At 43.6% G+C, this 20,838-nt stretch carries 16 protein-coding genes and 1 pseudogene; 9 read left to right on the top strand and 8 right to left on the bottom strand.

Annotated features, from left to right (window positions below; all coding sequences use genetic code 11):
• Positions 1–31 precede the first annotated feature (31 nt).
• Entirely contained in the window at positions 32–1,174 is a 1,143-nt protein-coding gene (locus AC3WTL_RS19615) for a PP2C family protein-serine/threonine phosphatase (RefSeq protein WP_252220653.1), read from the top strand.
• Positions 1,175–1,244: 70 nt separating this feature from the next.
• Here AC3WTL_RS19615 and AC3WTL_RS19610 read toward each other — a convergent pair.
• The 5 genes and pseudogenes from AC3WTL_RS19610 to AC3WTL_RS19590 all read right to left on the bottom strand — a co-directional run bounded on the left by AC3WTL_RS19610 (position 1,245) and on the right by AC3WTL_RS19590 (position 10,338).
• Positions 1,245–2,071: pseudogene (locus tag AC3WTL_RS19610) on the bottom strand (CheR family methyltransferase).
• A 67-nt stretch (positions 2,072–2,138) separates the two neighbouring features.
• The gene (locus AC3WTL_RS19605) at positions 2,139–4,934 is read right to left on the bottom strand and encodes an ATP-binding protein (RefSeq protein ID WP_492369914.1); all 2,796 of its coding nucleotides are present in this window, start codon (positions 4,932–4,934) and stop codon (positions 2,139–2,141) included.
• 172 nt (positions 4,935–5,106) lie between these two features.
• Positions 5,107–7,854, bottom strand: coding sequence for a dynamin family protein (locus AC3WTL_RS19600; RefSeq protein WP_492369913.1), 2,748 nt, complete (start codon positions 7,852–7,854; stop codon positions 5,107–5,109).
• A 342-nt stretch (positions 7,855–8,196) separates the two neighbouring features.
• Positions 8,197–9,399, bottom strand: a complete 1,203-nt coding sequence (locus tag AC3WTL_RS19595) for an MFS transporter (RefSeq protein ID WP_197212581.1) — start codon at positions 9,397–9,399, stop codon at positions 8,197–8,199.
• 174 nt (positions 9,400–9,573) lie between these two features.
• Entirely contained in the window at positions 9,574–10,338 is a 765-nt protein-coding gene (locus AC3WTL_RS19590; RefSeq protein ID WP_048009716.1) for an alpha/beta hydrolase, read from the bottom strand.
• Positions 10,339–10,620: 282 nt separating this feature from the next.
• Here AC3WTL_RS19590 and AC3WTL_RS19585 point away from each other — a divergent pair, with 282 nt between their 5' ends.
• The 3 genes from AC3WTL_RS19585 to AC3WTL_RS19575 all read left to right on the top strand — a co-directional run bounded on the left by AC3WTL_RS19585 (position 10,621) and on the right by AC3WTL_RS19575 (position 13,243).
• Positions 10,621–12,312 (top strand): glutamine--tRNA ligase/YqeY domain fusion protein, encoded by a 1,692-nt coding sequence (locus tag AC3WTL_RS19585; RefSeq protein ID WP_197249246.1) that lies wholly within the window; start codon positions 10,621–10,623, stop codon positions 12,310–12,312.
• Between the two features lie 124 nt (positions 12,313–12,436).
• Positions 12,437–12,787: an ASCH domain-containing protein gene (locus AC3WTL_RS19580; protein WP_252220647.1), complete on the top strand. Its 351-nt coding sequence runs from the start codon at positions 12,437–12,439 to the stop codon at positions 12,785–12,787.
• 9 nt (positions 12,788–12,796) lie between these two features.
• A complete protein-coding gene (locus AC3WTL_RS19575; protein WP_197204360.1) occupies positions 12,797–13,243 on the top strand; it encodes a hypothetical protein in 447 nt (148 codons plus the stop codon).
• A 151-nt stretch (positions 13,244–13,394) separates the two neighbouring features.
• Here AC3WTL_RS19575 and AC3WTL_RS19570 read toward each other — a convergent pair whose 3' ends face one another.
• Positions 13,395–14,120, bottom strand: a complete 726-nt coding sequence (locus AC3WTL_RS19570) for a glycerophosphodiester phosphodiesterase (RefSeq protein ID WP_222499833.1) — start codon at positions 14,118–14,120, stop codon at positions 13,395–13,397.
• 211 nt (positions 14,121–14,331) lie between these two features.
• Here AC3WTL_RS19570 and AC3WTL_RS19565 point away from each other — a divergent pair, with 211 nt between their 5' ends.
• From AC3WTL_RS19565 to AC3WTL_RS19550, 4 genes are all read left to right on the top strand, one after another.
• Complete coding sequence (locus AC3WTL_RS19565; RefSeq protein WP_492369912.1) at positions 14,332–15,783, top strand: TerD family protein; 1,452 nt, start codon at positions 14,332–14,334, stop codon at positions 15,781–15,783.
• A gap of 179 nt (positions 15,784–15,962) precedes the next feature.
• Positions 15,963–16,781: an MBL fold metallo-hydrolase gene (locus AC3WTL_RS19560; protein WP_252222264.1), complete on the top strand. Its 819-nt coding sequence runs from the start codon at positions 15,963–15,965 to the stop codon at positions 16,779–16,781.
• A gap of 112 nt (positions 16,782–16,893) precedes the next feature.
• Positions 16,894–17,241: a hypothetical protein gene (locus tag AC3WTL_RS19555; RefSeq protein ID WP_048009723.1), complete on the top strand. Its 348-nt coding sequence runs from the start codon at positions 16,894–16,896 to the stop codon at positions 17,239–17,241.
• Between the two features lie 116 nt (positions 17,242–17,357).
• Positions 17,358–18,320, top strand: a complete 963-nt coding sequence (locus tag AC3WTL_RS19550; RefSeq protein ID WP_197249243.1) for a D-2-hydroxyacid dehydrogenase — start codon at positions 17,358–17,360, stop codon at positions 18,318–18,320.
• Between the two features lie 24 nt (positions 18,321–18,344).
• On the opposite strand, the gene AC3WTL_RS19545 is transcribed toward AC3WTL_RS19550, so the two are convergent.
• The gene (locus AC3WTL_RS19545; RefSeq protein ID WP_197249242.1) at positions 18,345–19,022 is read right to left on the bottom strand and encodes a DUF421 domain-containing protein; all 678 of its coding nucleotides are present in this window, start codon (positions 19,020–19,022) and stop codon (positions 18,345–18,347) included.
• A 160-nt stretch (positions 19,023–19,182) separates the two neighbouring features.
• Positions 19,183–20,106 (bottom strand): DMT family transporter, encoded by a 924-nt coding sequence (locus tag AC3WTL_RS19540; protein ID WP_346769656.1) that lies wholly within the window; start codon positions 20,104–20,106, stop codon positions 19,183–19,185.
• A 165-nt stretch (positions 20,107–20,271) separates the two neighbouring features.
• Here AC3WTL_RS19540 and AC3WTL_RS19535 point away from each other — a divergent pair, with 165 nt between their 5' ends.
• Complete coding sequence (locus AC3WTL_RS19535) at positions 20,272–20,838, top strand: CBO0543 family protein (RefSeq protein ID WP_197249240.1); 567 nt, start codon at positions 20,272–20,274, stop codon at positions 20,836–20,838.

Genomic DNA, 20,838 nt, shown 5'->3' with positions numbered 1-20,838 from the left:
AAATCGTAAAACACGGGAAGGGAAAAAGTCTATGGGAATCCTAGTTGTGGACGATAATCAAGCCAACTTATTTGTTATTCAACATATATTAAAACGCGCCGGGTATAAAGAACATTTAACGTTTTCTTCTGCAAAGGATATGTTTCAGCATCTCCAGGGATATTCACCTTTTTCAGCTGATATAAAAGCAGACGTGATCCTGATGGATATAATGATGCCGGAGATGGATGGAATTGAAGCATGCCGCCGGCTTCAGCAGATTCCACATTTGAAGGATATCCCGGTGATTTTTGTAACTGCATTGGAGGACTCAAATAAAGTTGCAGAAGCTCTTGATGCGGGCGGGACCGATTATGTAATGAAGCCCATTAATAAGACGGAACTGCTTGCCCGCATTCGTGCTGCCTTAAGGCTTAAATATGAGAAGGACTGGCATAAGGAGCAGGAAAATAAAATCAGGAATGAATTGGATTTATCCATGCAGGTACAAACCAGCATGCTGAGCGAACCGATTTATCACGAACATACACTGTTAAAGGCTTCCTACCTGCCAGCCAACAAACTTGCAGGAGATATGTATTACTGGCACCAGATAGATGAACATCGCTATGCTGCCATACAGCTGGATATGATGGGCCACGGAATTTCAGCTTCTCTTGTATGCATGTTTATCTCTTCTGTTCTCAGAGATGCCATCAGAACATGCAGTGATCCTGAATACGTCATGAACGAACTAAATCGGTGGATGAATTCCCTAAACCAGCGCAATCAGCGAATTCCATATTATTTTACAGCTATTTACCTCGTTCTTAATAAAAAAGACAAAACAATCGAGTATGTAAACGCCGGACATCCAGCTGGATATGCACTTGTAGACAAAGATGAAATGTTCAGCTTATCAAGCAATATGTGTGCAGTGGGTTTTTTCGAAGATATTACCATACAAAAAGAAACTATTCCCTATACAGAGTCAATTCAGCTGCTCTTGTTTACAGACGGAGTGGAAGAAGCGGTAGAGCAGAATAATCTCAATCCATGTGAGTATCTTCAGCGCTTCTCATCCTTTCACTGGAATGCAGCCAGAACAGCAGAGCCAATCGATATGATACTGACTAAGCAGCAGCAGGCAAGCGCTGATGACGATATGTGTATTGTTCTTATTCAGGCAGATTAGGATGAATACATAATATTTCTTACAAAAAAACAGAGTGCAGTCCCTCCAAAATAGGGACCGCACTCTGTTTTTATTTTACATGAGAACCCTTCCTGAATATCTTTTCCTGCAGGCTGATTTCTTCGAATACAGAGTATTCCACCCGCAGCGCTTCCTTGCTGCCAAGCCCCAGAAACCCTCCCATGCTGAGGCTTTCATTAAAAAGATTAAAAACGTGGCTTTGCAGGTCTGTATTAAAATAGATCATCACATTACGGCACATAATCACATGAAACTCATTAAAGGAGCCATCAGTCACCAGATTATGCTGAGCAAAAACCATTCGATCAAGCAGGGATGCATTCAAATAAGCCGCTTCACAATCGGTTGTATAGTATTCAGAAAAGGATTTTTTTCCGCCTGCCATAATGTAGTTCTTTGTATAGAGCTGCATTTTTTGCAGCGGGATTATTCCGCTCTCTGCTTTTTTAAGCACCTTTTCATTGATGTCTGTGGCATAAATTTTCGTTCGCTCTCCCAGCCCCTCTTCTTCCATCAAAATAGACATGGAGTAAGCTTCTTCCCCAGTCGAACAGCCTGCATGCCAAATTCTGATCTCCGGCAATTCTCTGAGCATCGGGACAACCTCATTCCGAAAAGCCTTAAAAAAGAAGGGTCCCTGAACATTTCTGTCACATTGATTGAAAAATCGCTCAGTACCTTTTGCAGGTACCCCTCTTCATGTATAACCTTTTCTGTGAGGCTTGTTATGCTGGGCAGCCGATCCCTGCTAAGACGAGCTTGAATTCTCCTGGCAATTGACGAGCGCATATATTGCCGGAAATCATATCCGGATAAACTGTATATAGCCTTTAAAAGCAATTCTATTTCTAATTCTTCCTTTTTCAATTCCTTCATTCCTCAACTTTCGAGAATAAAATGATGTTGACGGTGTCCGGATGTTGTCCGGACTCCTCTTTGCCAACTATGAAAGCCATACTCTCATAACAGACAGCAGCTGGTCCAGTTTTAAAGGCTTGCTGATATAATCCGTTGCACCCGCTTCCATGCATTTTTCCCTATCGCCTTTCATTGCCTTGGCAGTAAGGGCAATGATTGGAACATCCTGGTGCCTGTCAAGCCCGCGAAGCCTCTTCATGGTTTCATAACCATCCATAACCGGCATCATAATATCCATCAGAACAATATCGATCTGTTCTGTACCCATTATCAAATCGAGGCACTGCATCCCGTTTTCTGCTGTAAGGACATTCATGCCTTCTTTTTTCAAAGCATTTTTCAGTGCATAAATATTTCTGTGGTCATCATCTACGACAATGACTGTTTTGTCTTTAAGCTCCGTTCCTGTCTGCTGATGCTCTGCTTCCGTATCTTCTTTAGCATCTTGTGCTTCAGTTGCCTCAGACACTTGTGTGACAGGCTCAACGGTTACAGCAGCTTCTTCGAAAGCCAGCGAACCTGCCTCTATTTCAGGCATTCCGTTTGGAAGATTCGGGATAACGAGTGTAAACCGGCTTCCTTTTCCTTCTTCACTCTCCACTTTGCAGATACCGCCGAGCAGCTGGGCAAATTCCTTGGAGATGGACAATCCCAGGCCCGTTCCGCCATATTTCCTCATTGTGGCGCCATCAGCCTGCTGGAAGGCTTCAAAAATCAGCTCCTGCTTCTCGGACGGAATGCCAATACCTGTGTCGAGCACTGTTATTTTCAGCCAGTCATTTGTATAGCTGGATAACGGCAAGCCAAAGAAATCGCCTTTTGAAGCTTTTTCAAACGTGACTGCTACTGAACCTTCTTCCGTAAACTTAAATGCATTTGAAAGGAGGTTTTTCACAATTTGCTGCAGACGCTGCTCATCGGTATTGAATACAGAAGGAACTTCTTCCGAAGAGCTTACAGTAAATTCAAGATTTTTATGCCTTGCCACCTGTGTAAAATGCTGTTTCAGACGCTGCGACATTTCTCCCATATTGACTTCCTCAAAGCTGATTTCCAGTTTCCCTACCTCTACTTTTGAAAGGTCGAGAATATCGTTAATGAGGGCAAGCAAATCCTGTCCAGATGTATGTATAACCTTGGAAAACTCTTTCTGCTCCTCAGTAAGGATTTGATCCGGGTCTTCTGCCAGCATTTCTGATAAAAGCAGGATGCTGTTAAGAGGCGTGCGCAGCTCGTGGGACATATTTGCCAGGAACTCTGATTTGTATTTTGAGCTTAGACCCAGCTGTTTTGCTTTTTCCTCCAGTTCTTCCTTGGCAGCCTGAAGTTCTTCGGATTTCATTTCAGCATCTCTTGAGCGCTCTTCAAGCTGCTCATTAATCATACGCAGCTCTTCGGATTGACTCTGCATTTCTTCAGATTGCGCCTGCAGCTCCTCAGACTGGGATTGCAGCTCTTCAGCCTGTGCCTGCAGTTCCTCTGTCTGTGCCTGGGATTCGGCCAGTAAGCGTTCAATCTCCATTCTTCCGGAAATATTCGTAATGGCTATTCCTAATGTTTCTATTACTTTTTCCAATAGTTTGATCTGGGCTTCAGTGAACGGCTTCAAACTCGCCAGTTCCAATACTGCCACTACCTCGTCCTTTAGCATAACGGGTGCCATCATGATGCTTTTCGGCCTGACATCTCCCAAACCAGTTGATAAGACTTTGTAATCCTCAGGAACATCCTCGAGGAAGATTGTTTTCTTATCCCTGACAGTTTGCCCTGCTAACCCTTCCCCCTCATAGAAAAAGTCTCTTCCTGCATCATCCGCTCCATCTGCATAAGCAGCCTGCTTCTTAAATACAGGTTTGCTTCCGTTGTCATCTTTCACATAAATGACTCCAAGATCAGCTCCGGCGGCAGGTGCCAGCCTTGATATAAAATCATCTGCCAAATTGGCTATAGTCACATGCTGGCTATAGATGCTTACTAATGCAGCAGACTGGCTTTGGATCCAGTTTTGCTCACTGATTTCAGCCGAATAGCGCTGTTCTTTCACGTAATAATTCTCAAGGGAATCAGCCATAGAATTAAAGGCTTTCGCAATATTGCCGATTTCGTCATTGGATTCGACATTCAGCCTTGAAATGGAAGAAAGATCCTGATAATCAATATCCTTAATCCCTTTTGTAATTAAGCTGATGGTTCTGCCTGTGCTTCTGATCACCCAAACCGTCACACCTACGATTAAAACAATTGCTATTGCAACCGCAGCAACCAAAGTTGATACTAACTGGCTATACGTGTCATTTGCACCATTCAGCGATTCCGCCATAAGGGATTCCTGATACTCTTTAAATTCAGCCAGCTTGTTCAGCAGTGCGTTTCGGTTTTCTCTCTCACTTCTGTATAGACCTTCCAAAGAGTCCATATCACCATTACTCATTAATCCAATGAAGCTGTTTTGCATCTGGGCATATGATTCATATGCCTGCTCCACTTCTTTTAAAAGCAATTTGGATTTTTGTCTATTTAATTCTTGTTCTAAATTAACTATTCGGGTTTGTATCCCCTCATGGTTGGCTTTCACCAATTCAGCCGTCATGGCTGAATCGCTTGAGTCTTTATCGGTGAGCACACTTAGCAGCTGCTGGTCTGTCTGGTAAAATAGCTGTCTGATCTCTGTAGCCTGATTTACCTTATAGTATCGATCCTCCACAATTTCCAGCATGTTTGCTTTCATTCCGTTTACCATAGACAGAATGACAAACATTAGAATAAACAAAAAAAATACGGTTAAGCCCAATCCCATCATTTGCTTTCTTTTAAAGCTCACCTGTTCTCTCCTTCTTTCCCCCGATTTTTCTTCATCATTTTTCTTTGCATGTTCATGCTTTATGAGATTAAGGTTTTAATAGACCAGCTTCTTTACCCTTATTTAATATAAACCAAACCTACTTTTCTATTTTTTTCATAAAAAAAGAGGAAGGATAACTCCTTCCCAATGTTTAACGATATTCCTTAACTCTTTCCCCTGCTGAAGTCATCCATTCAAACTGGCGGTGCTTCAGGTCAAATAGTGTCAGAGGATCCTGATAAATCTCAGGATTTTTGCGCATATCGCTTAATGCTTCTTTATTTTCTGCAATGTTTGTATATGTCTCTTCAACTGTATGATTCAATACGTCACACGGATTTCTGAAGAACATCTTAATATCCCGCTCAAGCGATTTCTCGAAGAGTTCGAATTGCTGCATGAATTTATCGGTGATGAATTCTGCTATTTCGCTATAGTCTTCATGTTCAATGAACTGTTTATATTTATTATGGAGCATGGTTTTATTCTGCTGAATCGCCCCAAGCAGTTTTCCTGCACTCTTGAGCAGGAACTGCGATGGCGAAAAGCGGTTTAGAATATTGGCCTTTTCAAGCTGAACACTCCCGCGCGTCATCCGGTCAGCGTCGCGGCGCCAGTCATCCAGGACTCTGAAATCGCAGTCCAGCGCGATTTTCTCCTCGCCGTAAAGCTCATTGAAGCCTTGGCTCATTTCATCCAAATATGCCTGGCTGCTTCTGAACTCTCCTTCACTTTCCGCAATCCAATCCTGTATGGAAACATGAAATTCCGGCAAAACCGTATCTTCAATATATTGATGTACCCGATTATTCATCTCATCATTAAGCTCAGTATGGATTTTTCCAAAATCACTGTCTTCTGTCACCATTTCTGAACAATTCCGAAGCAGTTCCGGAATCTGCTTCTCAAGATCCGCTCTCATTTCACCTTTAATCTTGCTGTACGATCTTTTAATCGTCCGGACCTTCTCTTCTTCCATATCCATCAGCTGATTCTTGGCACCCTTTATTTTTGTCACCATCTCTTCATTCCATTTAATCGTATCAATCAAGCTGTTTTCCATCTCAACACGTTTTTCAAGCAGGAATTTGATAGATTTTTTTATATAGTAAAGAACCTTAGCTGTACGCTCTTCTTTCCGGTTCCGTCCATCGATCATCGACTTGATAAAGACGGCTAAATCATTGAGCTGGCTTTCACTTTCATAATAGGCGGAGAAAGCAAACACCTTTGCTTTCGGGAAATAGGTATGAACACGGGACTGAGTTTCGTCAAGAAGCTCAACGGCATTCTGGCTGTCCGGAATCCGATCCATTTTACTGAGAAGGAAATGTATAGGCAGTTCCGGAGCCTGCTCTCGCATTCTTACAGCAAGATCCAGCTCTTTATCTGTCAATGGGGAATCCGCATTCAGGACAAATAGCATGCTGTCAGCGAAATGGAGGTATTGGAACACACCATTTCTGAACTTGCTCTGCCCCGCAAGACCCGGCGTATCTATGACAGCGAGTCTATTATTCTGTAAAAAGCTGAATGGCATCTTGCAGCGTATGAGCGTCTGCTGGCTTTTCTCTGCACTTTGCCTAAAATCCTCAAGATCATAAATGCTTCTGACTTCCTCGTCCGTAATAGCATGGATTTCCGCTTCATCACCATCCTTGAACAGTACTGAAGCAGAGGTTGAATCCCCCATCAGCTCTTCACCGAGAAGAGTGTTCACAAACGAGGATTTTCCATTTGATGCTGCACCGGCAATCAGCAAGTGGCCGGAATCCAAATCAAGGAGCTCACGGACCATCCATTCAAATCGCTCACCCATCAGGACACCTTTTTCCTTTGCCCATTTCATGATATTTTCGAAAAGCTTAAAGCTTTCCTCCAGACCTTCTTGATAACGGACAGAACGGTTCACAAGGCTTTCTGCTTCACTGACAGCAGAAGAATCAATATTGGATGGAAATATTTCGCTCCATGCCAGCACTGCCGATGCCGACACAAGATAATGAGAAGGAGCAGCTATTTTCACCCAATTCGTTATGTGATTGGGAATCAGATGGGATAAGTCCCGAATTAAATGCTTCCCGCTGATCATCTCAAGATAAGTATCTTTATAAAGCTCCGAAAGCACGCTCCATGTATGTGAGCGTCCTGGCTCCATATTCAGGAGAAGATGATTATATTCTTTCAGCCATGAGAAATACAGATCTGATGTCCTGTAGCTGTCCCACAGAGCGGCTGATAAACCTTCAAAGTGAGCCTGATCTGCACGGTATAGCACCGAAAGCGCCTCACTGAAATAGTTGGGCTCCATTTTTGCTGTCCGCCCCTGTTCCACATACGAATGAAGAACTTCAAACCAGGATAGTGATTCTGTCCTGATTGCTTCATTGACAGCCAGCTCCACTGCATTTCCCCAATCGCTGTGTTCTTCAAAGAACCCTCGTGCCAGATCGGTCACATCCGGATAATCCGGATTTAGCCGGACCGCCTCTTTAATGGATTCAACAGCCAATTCAAGCTTGCCGCGCTGTATGTAAAGTGAAAACAGCTGGAGGAGCACTTCGGTCTTTAACACCTCTGAATCTGTTTCAATCGATTTATAAAAGTCCTCTGCATTTGAAAGCAGATCTAATTCAAAATAGGCATCAGCCATATTTTTCTGAGCCCACGGCCCCAATTCATTCGGAATGCTTTCCCATTTAAAAATGGCCGCTTCATAATCCTTGTTAAGGAAATAGACTTCACCCTGGGCGAAGCGGATATTAGTTAAATCAGGCACCTCGTTCTGCTGCTCAGCCACATACAGTTCACCCAAAACCCTGATCGGATGCACATTTTCATTAGATTCCATGAAGGTCTTATAAAAGGTTTTGCTGATTAGCTTCTTCTCTAAAGTCATCTTGATCCCCCGCAGTGCTATTTTTAAAAGTCCGCCTAAAGGCGGCGTCTTTTAAAAGAATTTTATTGATCCAGCCTGCTGATTTCCTAATTTCATAGGGCTTTATCAGCATGCATTATAAAAAAACGCATAATACGCCAATTTTCATCCTTTATCCTTATATTGTAGCAAAAATTTTTCTGCAAAAAATTTCATTTCTCTATCATTTTTGAAACATTGCTGTATTCCTGTGTAATATTTTTAATAGTTAGAATCACCTTCTCTCTATTAATACCACCTCAAATCAAAATAAAAACTGGCAGACAGAAATATATATTCCTGCCTGCCAGTTTTCATTCTTCATTATGAGGCCTGCTGCGGCCGGGCGGCCCGGCGCCGTTTCCCATAGATGACTGTAACAGCCATGCCCAGAATCAGGAACACACTTGATATTTGGAAGAGCGCCGCCGTTTCCACAAACTGTGCAAGCACCCCAAATACAAGCCCGCTTAGTCCAATGCCAAGGTCGATGGAGGAGAAGAACATTCCATTTGCCACACCGCGCCGGTTGGATGGTGTCATTGATAACGTCCAGGACTGCAGAGTAGGAATCAATGAGCCAAAGCCAATTCCAAACAAGATTCCGCTAATGATAATAAACAAATTCGAATGAGCGAAGGAAAGTACCCACATTCCTATGAAAGTCAGAAACGTGCACAGCAGCACGAGCTCCATCGGCCCCCGCTGGTCAAACCACTTTCCGGCAACCGGCCTTGATAGCGATGCCATAATCGCATTAAACAGGTAGAATAGGAATATCTGATCAATGCCCCGCTCTTCGCCAAAAATAACGATGAACGTTACGATGGAGCCATATCCAAAGGTCACAAGTATTGTGATGAACGCAGGAAACCAGCTGGATTTTTCAACCAAAGAGCCCAGATAAGAGAATTTAAGATCTTCTTTCCTTGTTTTCATAACAGCCTCAGGCGTTTCGTAGCGGACAATGGCCAGGAGCACAATGGCAATCACCCCTAGTACGCTTGAGATATAAATAAGATTTGTAAAGGAAGTAATCTGATATAGATAGATTCCAAGACTTGGAGCAATGATCATTCCAATCGTAACGCTCAGGCCATAGTAACCCATTCCCTCTCCGAGCCTGGAATTAGGCACTACATCTACAGCCGCTGTCCCATTCACAGTAGTTGACCAGCCCCATGCAAGGCCATGAATGAATCGGAACAACAGAAAAATCATCACCACGCTTGAAAGCGGATAAATAATGGTTATTGCCAAAAGCGCTGCTGCACCAATCAGTACCAGCTGCTTTCTTGCTTTATATTCCAGCATGAATCCGATGAAAGGCCTGCTCAAAACGGCTCCAATCGAAAACAGTGCCGTTACCAGCCCAATTTCAAGACCAGTCGCCCCAATGGACTTTATATATGGAGGCAATGTTGGAATCAGCATCTGAAACGACATAAAAACAAACAAATTCCCAACCATCAGCATAATGAAAGACTTTGTCCATAAAGTCTCTTTTGCAGCCTTTTCCAAGTGCATCCCCCTTTCATCTATTAAAGAAAATGATAATTATTTCGCATCACTAAATGCTACCATAACTGGCTGCAAAAAGGAACGGGAATTTGCATCAGATCAAGGCATACAAAAACTATTGGGACAATGAAAATATCCTTTTAAAGTCCAAAAAAAAAGGAGCCTGGTAAGCTCCCCTCATCACCCCTGAAGGCTGCTTGTTTCCAGTGCCCTCTGCAGAAAATGCAGTGTTCTATCTATAATGATATCCTGATCGTTATCCAGCGTTGCTACATGATAGCTGTTGTCCAGGGTGACTAATTCCTTGGCAGCTGATTTAATGCCGCTGTATATTTCCTGTGAATTGGAAGGAGGAACTACATGATCTTCTTTTGAGACAAAAATCAGCGCAGGACAAGTCACTTTCCCTAAATCGGCTTTCACCTTCTTCATTAGTTCCGTTATTTGACCAAGCGATTTTACCGGTGTCTTTTCATAGGCAAGCTCTTTTATATCAGGGTTTTTTATGTCTGAACCAATTGCATCAAGGAAACGGACATCCTCCAGGCTGGCTGCTGCCGCCATATCAGGAATCTCAACTGCTGCATTAATCGGGATAATCCCCTTAATCTCCGGATATTTCTCGGCCATATACAATGTCAGGGTGCCGCCCATTGACAGACCTGTAACGAATATCGTACTGCAGCGCTCTTTCAGCCACCGATAACCTTCTTCAACAGAATGAATCCAGTCCTGATAGGTCGTTGTTTCCATTTCTTCATAATGAGTGCCATGTCCCCTCAGGCGTGGACCGCAGACCGTATATCCAGCATTTGCATAAGCTTCCCCTAGCGGACGCATACTTTGAGTTGAACCGGTAAAGCCATGAGAAACCAGAATCCCAATCTCATTTCCTTCAAAATAAAAAGGTTCTGCTCCTTCTAAAACCGGATACTTTACAGACATGTTCCTTCCTCCATTCAATAGATTATTTCCTCTAAAGAGATATTCTTTTTACCTCCCTTTATCCCTCCTCGTCTGAAAGTATTTAACATTTTTGTAAAACTTCGCATCCAGCATTGAGAAAAACTTTTTTTCCACCATCGCCTTGTTTATAATAGAAAGAATGAATAAAGAGTATTGCCTAATAAACGACAGCAACACAGCTAAGGGAAGTTTCGCTTTATTTTCCTTCCCGATATAATTAAAATAAGTACTAACTACATAAACAGAAAGGCTGATACCGGTTTGGAAAACAATTCAAATTTTATACGAACGATTATTAAAGAGGATCTGGAGTCGGGAAAGCGCAAAGATGTCATTACCCGTTTCCCGCCTGAGCCGAACGGTTATCTTCATATCGGACATGCCAAATCGATTGTCATCAACTTCGGCCTGGCAGACGACTTTAACGGCAAGACGAATCTTCGTTTTGATGACACGAACCCGCTTAAGGAAGATCAGGAATATGTGGATGCCATTAAAGAAGATGTTAAATGGCTTGGCTACGAGTGGGAGGAGCTTCATTTTGCTTCAAATTACTTCGAAGAAATGTATAACCGCGCTGTTCTTTTAATTAAGAAAGGAAAAGCTTATGTGGATGATTTAAGCCAGGAAGAGATCCGCCAATACCGCGGAACACTGACAGAGCCTGGAAAAGAAAGTCCATACCGCAGCCGTTCAGCAGAAGAGAATCTGGATTTATTTGAACGCATGCGCAAAGGCGAATTCGAAAACGGAGCAAAAGTTCTTAGAGCGAAGATTGACATGTCTTCACCGAACGTAAACTTGCGTGATCCGGTTATCTATCGTGTTTCACATGCAACTCACCATAATACAGGTGATACATGGTGCATCTACCCGATGTATGCTTTTGCCCACCCGCTTGAAGATGCAATTGAAGGGGTTACCCATTCCTTATGCACAACTGAATTTGAAGACCAGCGCCCGCTATATAACTGGGTTGTCTCAGAGTGTGAAATGGAAAGCACACCACAGCAAATCGAGTTTGGCCGCCTGAATATTACTAATACAGTAATGAGTAAAAGAAAATTAAAGCAGCTTGTAGAAGAAAATTATGTTGATGGCTGGGATGACCCGCGGATGCCGACGATTTCCGGTTTAAGACGCAAGGGCTACACTCCGGAAGCAATCCGCGAGTTCGTAAAAGAAACGGGTGTTTCAAAAGGCTCAGGTGTAGTGGATGAAGCGATGCTTGAGCATTTTGTGCGCGAAGACCTGAAAATGAAGGCTCCCCGCACAATGGGTGTACTTCGTCCGTTAAAGGTTGTAATTACGAACTACCCGGAAGATCAGACTGAAATGCTTGATGCAGAAATCAATCCGGAGAACCCGGAAATGGGCATGCGCCAAATTCCATTCTCAAGGGAGATTTATGTAGAGCAGGACGACTTCATGGAAGATCCGCCGAAAAAATATTTCCGCCTCTTCCCTGGCAATGAAGTCCGTTTAAAGCATGCTTATTTCATCAAGTGCAACGATGTCATCAAGGATGAGAATGGCAATGTTGTGGAGCTTCATTGCACATATGACCCTGAAACAAAGAGCGGATCAGGCTTTACCGGCCGCAAGGTAAAGGGTACGCTTCACTGGGTGGATGCCAAGAGTGCCATTCCGGCTGAATTCCGTTTGTACGAGCCATTGATTCTTGACGAGGATGCCGATCAGAATGCTGAGGCAGATACGGATGAGGCTCTTGAAAACGAAGCAGAAGGCAAAACGTTCCTTGACTACGTGAATCCGAATTCGCTTGAAATTGTTCATGGTTTCATCGAGCCAAATATGAAGGATGTAAAAGCCCAGGATAAGTTCCAATTCTTCCGCCATGGCTATTTCAATGCAGACCCAAAATATACGACAGCAGAAAAACCTGTCTTTAACAGGATTGTTTCACTGAAGAGTTCATTTAAATTGAAATAGGCATTAAGCTTGAGGGATTCTTTCCCCAGGCTTTTTTACCCGTAAAACATTTCATAAACTGCCTTTCCGCAGGAAAGTATGGTAAGGTTTTAAAAGTAAGCATTTACATAAGGAGGAATAGATTATGTCAAATCAGCACGACCCAAATACATTACCGCCGAAAACATGTTCAGTAGACCGCATGGTTACCGTTAAAGAGGACGTTGAAAAGGTTCTTGCAGGAAAGAAAACAGCTACACGCCGCAATGGCCGCTATGCTGATGTGGGAGAAATCATGACACTTGAGGGACAGGACTTTGTTGTAGATACAGTTTATTCACAATCCCTTGGTGAGTTAACAGACGAGCATGCCCGCCAGGAAGGCTTCGAAAATTTGGAAGACTACAAGCAATCCATCCTTTCCATGCATCCAGGAATGCCTTGGCTTCCGCAAATGCGTGTATGGGTTCATGAATTCAGCGCAGTGAAGAAGTAATCTGCCGGAATGGACATATTGTACCGAATACTGCTGTATATCCATGTCAGCAGTGCCATTCTTTCTGTTGGACCATTTTTTATTCTAATCCCGATCGTCAATAAATTGGGAACGGCTCATCCCGGGGTCCAGCAGGCATATATCGGCATCTTCAGGACGTCCGTGCGCCTTGTCAAGCATGCAGGACATGTACTTGTAGGCTCGGGTATCCTTTTAATCGTGAACAGCCACTGGGCCTGGACTACATCATGGATCGTCGCTACCCTGGCAGTCATGGGAGGCTCAGTCTTTTTTCTCGCCCGGGCCTTCACTCCCGTCCTGAGGAAATTTGATGAGCCGGGAGCAGATCAGCATTTCCTAATCAGAAAGCTTACACGCTCCGTCTGGATCTATCTTTTTCTGTTAATGCTCATGCTCTGGTTCATGGTAGCCAAGCCGGTGCTTTGGCAGGTATAAAAAACAAGCGCTCATGATGTGCGCTTGTTTTTTTATGCATGGATAAATTCATATTGCCGCGGTTTGATGCAGCTTATTTTACTTTTTACTGAAGATGTGGTGTCTTATGCGGACGCGTGGATAATCAGAATTTCTACATCCAGCCAACTCATCATTTCAAAAACCTTTCCGGAAAATCGGTCATAATCACTTCTACTCCGGCATTAGTTAAAAATTCGCTGCGGGTTTCATCATTTACGGTATATACCCGCAGCGGAAACCCTGCTTCCATTGCTTTCCTTCCAAGCTCGGATAGGGCAAACTTCTCTTCACAATGAATGCTGTCTGCACCGATATTTTTTGCCATATCAAGTGTGTTTTCAGGAATGCCTTCAATCAAATAACCCGTCTGTATCGTTGAATGATAGTCCCGGACTCTCCTCAGACTCTCCGCATTGAAGGATGAGATAATGACACGCTGTTCCAACCCATACTTAAGGATAAGGTCAATCACCTTTTTTTCCATCCCAGGATAGACAATCAAATCATTTTTCAATTCAATATTGATCAGCAGTTCGTTGCCCTCCATCGCCGCCCATTTTAAGAATTTCTCCAAATCGGGGATTGTTTCTCCGGCGTTCACTTCCGCAAACCAGCTCCCGGCATCAAGCTGCAGGATTTCTTCAAAGGTCATGTCCTTAATATAACCGGTTCCGCCTGTCGTTCTATCCACTTTTTCGTCATGAATGATTACAAGCATACCATCCTTCGCCATCTGCACATCCAATTCAATGCCATCTGCTCCTGCCTCCAAAGCAGCCTGAAAAGCAGCCATCGTGTTTTCCGGAAAATGCCCGCTGACACCGCGATGCGCAAATACTTTCACTCTTTTATTCAATTTATCTCCTCCTATGACAAAAACATCATCATTAATATTCTATTCTACGGCCGGCATCAAAATCATTTTTTCAACCTTAGAATAGCTAAGTTTCACTTCGCATTAGATTCCATCATTAGATTCCATTATAATGAAAACTATGAAACTTCTCTCTTTCCAGTACGTATAACAAATTATCCATACATAAAAAACGAATTTAGGAGTGAAATCTGTGGGAGTTCGATTGAGCAAGGGACAAAAAGTAGATTTGACCAAAACCAATCCTGGTTTGCAGGTTGTGATGGCAGGATTGGGCTGGGATGTCAGCCACAATCAATCTCAATATGACCTGGACGCTTCAGCATTTTTAACAGGCGCATCCGGCAAAGTGCAAAGTGACAGCGACTTTGTGTTTTATAATAATCCATCCGGCGGAAACGGATCGATTCTCTACAGCAGTGATAACAGAACGGGAGCCGGCGCCGGGGATGATGAGCAAATCCGCATCGAGTTGAATAAGGTGCCGCAGCATATCCATCGAATTGCGTTTTCTATTACCATTCATGATGCCCAGATGAAGGGACAGAACTTCGGACAAGTTTCAAATGCCTATGTAAGAATTTTTAATGCCATGACGAACGAGGAGCTGATTCGCTTCGACCTTGGCCGTGATTTCACTGTTGAAACAGCCATCGTCGCTGCAGAGCTTTACCGTCACAATGGTGAGTGGAAATTCAATGCCATTGCAAGCGGATTTCAGGGAGGATTAGCTGCCCTCTGCCGCAATTTCGGTGTTTCCGTTGATGATGAGCCTGCTCCAAGTCAGCAGACATCATTCGGCAATGGCCAATTTCAGCAGCAGGCAAATTACGGACAGCAGTCTTATGGATTCAGCCAACAGCAAATCCAGCAGTCTCAATCAGGCCACAGCCCGTCGTCTTTTAGCCAGCCTGCCTACAATCAGACTGCATATAGCACGCCTCCGTCCCAGCCATCTGCGATGGGCGGCCAAACAGGTTTTGGACAGCCGGTACAGGCTCAATCCTATACAGATGGGAATATTGCCTGCACCCGGTGCGGATCCACTAACATCCGCACCGGCCAAAAGGGATTTGGCCTTGGAAAAGCAGCAATCGGAGGACTCATCCTTGGCCCTGTAGGACTTCTTGGCGGCTTTATTGGTAAAAATCAGCTGAAGCTCACCTGTAATGCCTGCGGTAATTCATGGTCACCTAACCAGACAGATTACGCTCAGTGGGCCAATGACCAAAAGCGCCGCGCACAGGAGCTGTTCACCCGATTCAAGAGCCAGGATGTCATGGACGCCGTTGTAGCTTCATGCGCTCTTGTCGGCATGGCAGATGGCAGGCTTGATCCATCTGAACGCCAAAAGATGATCGAATTTGTAAACAGCAGCCAGGAATTAAAAGTGTTTGATACCCAAAAGGTGATACAGCAATTCAATATGTTCGTCCAGCGGATTGAGATGGACCCGATCATCGGCCGGGCTGAAGCCTTCAAAGCAGTTGGCCGGGTAAGAAATAAGCCTGAGATCGCCCGCCTCGTAGCCCGTTATTGCATCGCGATTGGTTATGCTGATGGGAACTTTGATCAAAATGAAAAACAGGCTGTTACAGAAATCTGCATGGAACTCGGATTAAACCCTCATGAATTTCTATCTTAATTTTCCAAAGCTCTGCCATTATGCGGCAGAGCTTTTTTTGCATATATTCCCTCCTCCTCCTGAATATGCCGCATACAAAAGTCACATGCGGGTATACTCAAAAAGATAAGAGGTCTGTAATTTAAAAAATTAACAAGGAGGTAATATTTTTGAAGGAAAGTTCATCAACTGAACGCTATATGCCCATGACTTCCTCCACGAGCGGAATGATTGTAAACGAAGCGGATGGAGTTTACTGCCTGACAGTTCAGATTGTCAATGTTTGTTTTGTGCGAATATCAGAAAAGCCCGGCGACTGGGTTCTGGTTGACGCAGGCATGCCAAAATCTGCAGAGAAAATCATGGATGCCGCCGAAGAACTTTTTGGAGAGAACGCCAGACCGAAAGCCATTATTCTTACACATGGCCACTTTGACCATGTTGGTGCAATTATTGATTTGGTAGAGCGCTGGCAGGTTCCTGTATACGCACACACACTGGAAATGCCATTCCTAACCGGACAGCAGGATTACCCAAAACCTGACGCGAGTGTTGAAGGCGGACTTGTCGCAAAGATGTCCCCCACTTTTCCGCATGAAGGCATCGATCTCGGAACCCATGTTCAGTCCTATCCTGAAGACGGAAATGTTCCCCATATGGAAGGATGGAAATGGATCCACACACCAGGTCATACCCCTGGCCATGTTTCCTTGTTCAGGGAGTCGGATCGTGTGCTGATTGCAGGTGATGCTTTCGTAACTGTGAAACAGGAATCCTTATACAGTGTCCTCACCCAGGAACAGGAAATCAGCGGCCCGCCCCGCTATCTGACGACAGATTGGGATGCGGCCAGGACATCCGTACAGAAACTTGAAGCCCTTCAGCCGGATGTCGCCATCACAGGGCACGGCATTCCCATGGCTGCCGCTGTATTAAGGGAAAGCCTCACCAGACTTGTAAATGATTTCGATGAAATTGCCGTTCCAGACCACGGAAAATATGTAGACGGGGAACGCTAGAAAAAAAGCAAGGTCCAGCAAAACGACTGGATCTTGCTTTTTTGATGTTTAAAACACTCAAATAAAGGAAGAGTATAAAAAAACGAATTTTTATAGTTCAGGAGGTTCATATATGCATCTTGAAAACTTTACAGGTCAAAAGATCCAAATAAAATTCAAGAACTTTCCAAATGATCTCGTCGGCTCCATTACAGGCATTTTTCAGCCCGATGAGTGGTACCTTGTTAAACTGATCAAAACAGAAAGCATGGGAATTTGGGTTGAGAACCCTTGCTTCAAGCGAACAATGGTACAAAAAGAAGACGGTACCAACATCCCGGAAGAACAGCAAAAGGAAGAAGATTGTGTCACCCATTTTCTGATCCGCTGGGATTACATCAGCTCTGTCATTACCTTCCCGGATAAGACGACGCTTGGTGTCGATAAGAAAGCCAAATTAATAGGTTTTCAGCCCTCTTAATAGATAGATCATCCCCCGGTGCCTTACACCCGGGGGATATTTTATTAGAAAAGTTCTCCTTTATAGACTATGATATATTTACCGACTTTTCAAAAAAATAAAATGGAGGCACACACATGACAAAAAGAACCTGTATCATTACCCATGATCTGGAACCCTCACAGCTAAAAAAAATAAAAGAAATCATTCCCGATTGGGAGCTCATTTCCGGCAAGGATCTCGCAAACTGGCAAAATGAAATAAAAAAAGCCGAAGTCATCGCCGGCTGGAAAAAGGAACTTAAAGAGATGGTCCTTGACGGAGACAGCAAACTCCGCTGGTTCCAGTCCTGGAGTGCAGGTGTCGATTCCCTCCCCCTGGCAGAAATGGAATCACAGGACATCCAGATTACAAGTGCAAATGGCGTACATGCCAATCCTATTTCTGAAACCATTTTCGCTCTCATGCTCGGGCTTACCCGCAAAATCCATACATATGTAAAAAATCAGCAAGCCAAAGTATGGCACCATTCCGGATTAAAGCTCGAAATACATAATAAAACCATCGGCCTGATTGGCGCAGGAGCCATCGGAAAAGAAACGGCCAGGATTGCCAAAGCATTCGGCATGAAGGTGATTGGAGTTCGCCACTCCGGAAAACCTGAAGAGTATTTTGATGAAATGTTTACATCCGGACAACTGAACGATGTGCTTCCTCAATGTGACTATGTGGTCGTCACCCTTCCGCTTACACAGGAAACCCGGCAGCTATTCGGAGCCAAACAGTTTACCCTCATGAAGGATTCCGCCTTCTTTATCAATATTGGCAGGGGTGAAATTGTAAAGGAAAGAGATTTGATCGACGCACTGCAAAACGGCGTGATTGCAGGTGCAGGGCTTGATGTATTTGAAAAAGAACCGCTTTCTGAAGACAGCCCTCTATGGGAGCTTGATAATGTCATCGTTACTCCGCACACAGCCGGATCAACGGAATACTATACCAGACGTGTAATTGAAGATATATTTATTCCCAATTTAAAAGAATATATAACCAGAGGTATACCAGGCATTAATCTTGTTGATTATAAAAAGGGATATTAATAGAGAGCCTTGCAGATGCAAGGCTCATTTTTTATAAGCTACAATATAAAACCCTTCTTCTTCCGACCATTCCGCACAGAATATTTCTTTGATATTATGATAGCCTTCGTTTTTAATGGATTCCCTCAGCCACTCACCATCTTTGCCCAGTAATGTAAGTCCGTCTTCCACTACTTCTCCTTCATCAATCAGTAAAATGGAAGGATTCTTTTCCTTCACCTCAAGTTTCATCATTTCAGGAGTGACAGGCTCTCCTTTTTGATATTTCATTACGCTTAAGCCCCCATTGGTTTCAAGATAAGCATATTTGACTTCGTTCATGCTGAATATTCCTTTCTGGCGCAGCATCGTCCTAAACTGTTCCATCTCAAGATGATTTTTCTCCATCTCTTTTACATCCAGCTTGCCTTCCTTGACCAGGATTGACTCTCTGCCTTTTAAAATCCTTCTGAATATATTTTTCTTTTTTGCCAGAATTTCAATGATATAAATAAATGCTCCCCATAATAGAGCCGAATAGATAACTTGAAGCGCCGTTACTTTCTCATCATAAATCGTTTCCTCAATAATCCCTCCAAGAACAACCGCATAGACAAAGTCAAAGGGGGTTACCTGTGAAAGCTCCTTCTTTCCAAGAATACGGGTTACCGCTAACAGCATTACCAGCCCCACAGCCATCTTTACTGTTATAGATAAATACATCCATGCTCCTCCTCTCTCTATAGCCTCTCTATTCCCTTAAGCAGTCTTTAAATACACCTTTTCCCGTATTCCACTTTTTGCAAAAAAAGAAAAGGTGACAGGTACCTATACCACTTTGTCTGACTGGTATAGGTCCCTGTCACCGCTATTAAAAATCACTCTATATATACCGGCTATTCTCTTTTCTCCGCTTTCTGAAAACTAAATCCTCCAATGCTCCAGATCCTGAAAGAACACCTCCCACAATAAGAACCAGCCCAAGCAAGTGGTTGATGGTAATGACCTCACCAAGGATCAGCGCCGAGCCTGCCAATGAGAAAAAGGTATTCAGGTTCAAAAAAATACTGGCTTCTGCCGGCCCGATATTGCGGATGGCTGTGTTATAAACCATATGGCCTACAGCTGTTGCCAACACGGCAGATGCAGCAAATGCAGCCCAAACATAGGCTGGGGCTTCTGATATGCCCTTAAGTCCCCCAGGTTCCATCACGCTCGCCATAACAAACAGGATCACTCCTCCAAAAACCAGCATATAGCCTGTCAGCAATCGCGGATCCAGCGTTTTCGAGGCCTTGCTAATCACAATGAAACTAAGAGCCTGTGCAAGAATGGACAAAAACACAAAGAAATCGCCCGGAGTTAAGCTCGATATCCCTTTATTTCCTGAAAGAACAATAAAAGTTACGCCTGCACCGCCAAGCAGAAAACCAAGCACCTGAATGCCTGTAGGCTTGTGGCGCAGCAGAATGGAAGACAATATAGCTGTCAAGAGGGGACCCGCACCTAATATAAGCCCTCCATTCACTGCACTTGTCCCCGTTAGTCCTATAGCCAGAAGAAAATGGTGGCTGACAACACTCAGAAAACCGCCAAAAACAATGTACGAGATTTCCCTTACGCTCGGCTTCCTCACTTTTCCCATTATGCCTAATATTAAAAACACCGTTATTCCTGCAGTTAATATTCGCAGAGAAGTAATCGAAACTGGAGGAAAATAACTGACAAGAATTTTTATTATGCTGACATTCAATCCCCACAAAGCCATGATGGAAGTGAGGAGAATGTATGTTTTTATGTTCTTCACACCGATCCTTCTTTCCAAAAAATCCAAATTATTAATTTGTATCATTTTATCATATTTCATATAGGAATATGTCTATTTAAAGCTTTAAAAAGGAAAAGTGAACGGGCATGAAAAACACTCTTCTGGACAAAATAACCATCAGCAGAATGAAGGGAGGGGTCCTTTTTGTCATCCAATCAAGTTAAATTCTTCAACAAACTCGTTGCTATTCAAGGTGATCTGACCCGGCAGGGGATTGAATACTGGCAGCAATACTCCCACCTCGGCACATGGCAGTTTTGGACTGTCACAGGTCTGCTCATCCTGCCCCTGATGCTTGTATACTTTAAAATTGACCGAAAGCTCATTTTTCACATCGGCTTTTTCGGATTTGCTGTTCATGTCCTTTTTTCATATGTAGACGCAGCGGGAATCCGCTTCGGTTTGTGGGCCTACCCTTATCAGCTGATCCCGTTCATACCCAGCTTGTCATTAGATGCAGCCATTATCCCTGTCACTATAATGCTCGTATATCAATGGACCTTGAAAAACAATAAAAATTACTACCTTTATGCTCTTTTAACTGCATTGGCTTTCGGATTTGGCTTTAAGCCCTTGCTTGTCGCACATGGTTTATTCCAAAAGTATGAATGGGTTAATTATATTTATATATTTTTAATTTACATTACCCTATTCCTGCTGGCTTATTGGCTTACCAGAGTTTTTCGATGGATGAACAAAAAGGGTGCATGA

It is taken from the genome of Cytobacillus sp. EB106-05-05-XG126, from assembly GCF_058791715.1.
This window is presented reverse-complemented; position numbering and strand designations above follow the sequence as displayed.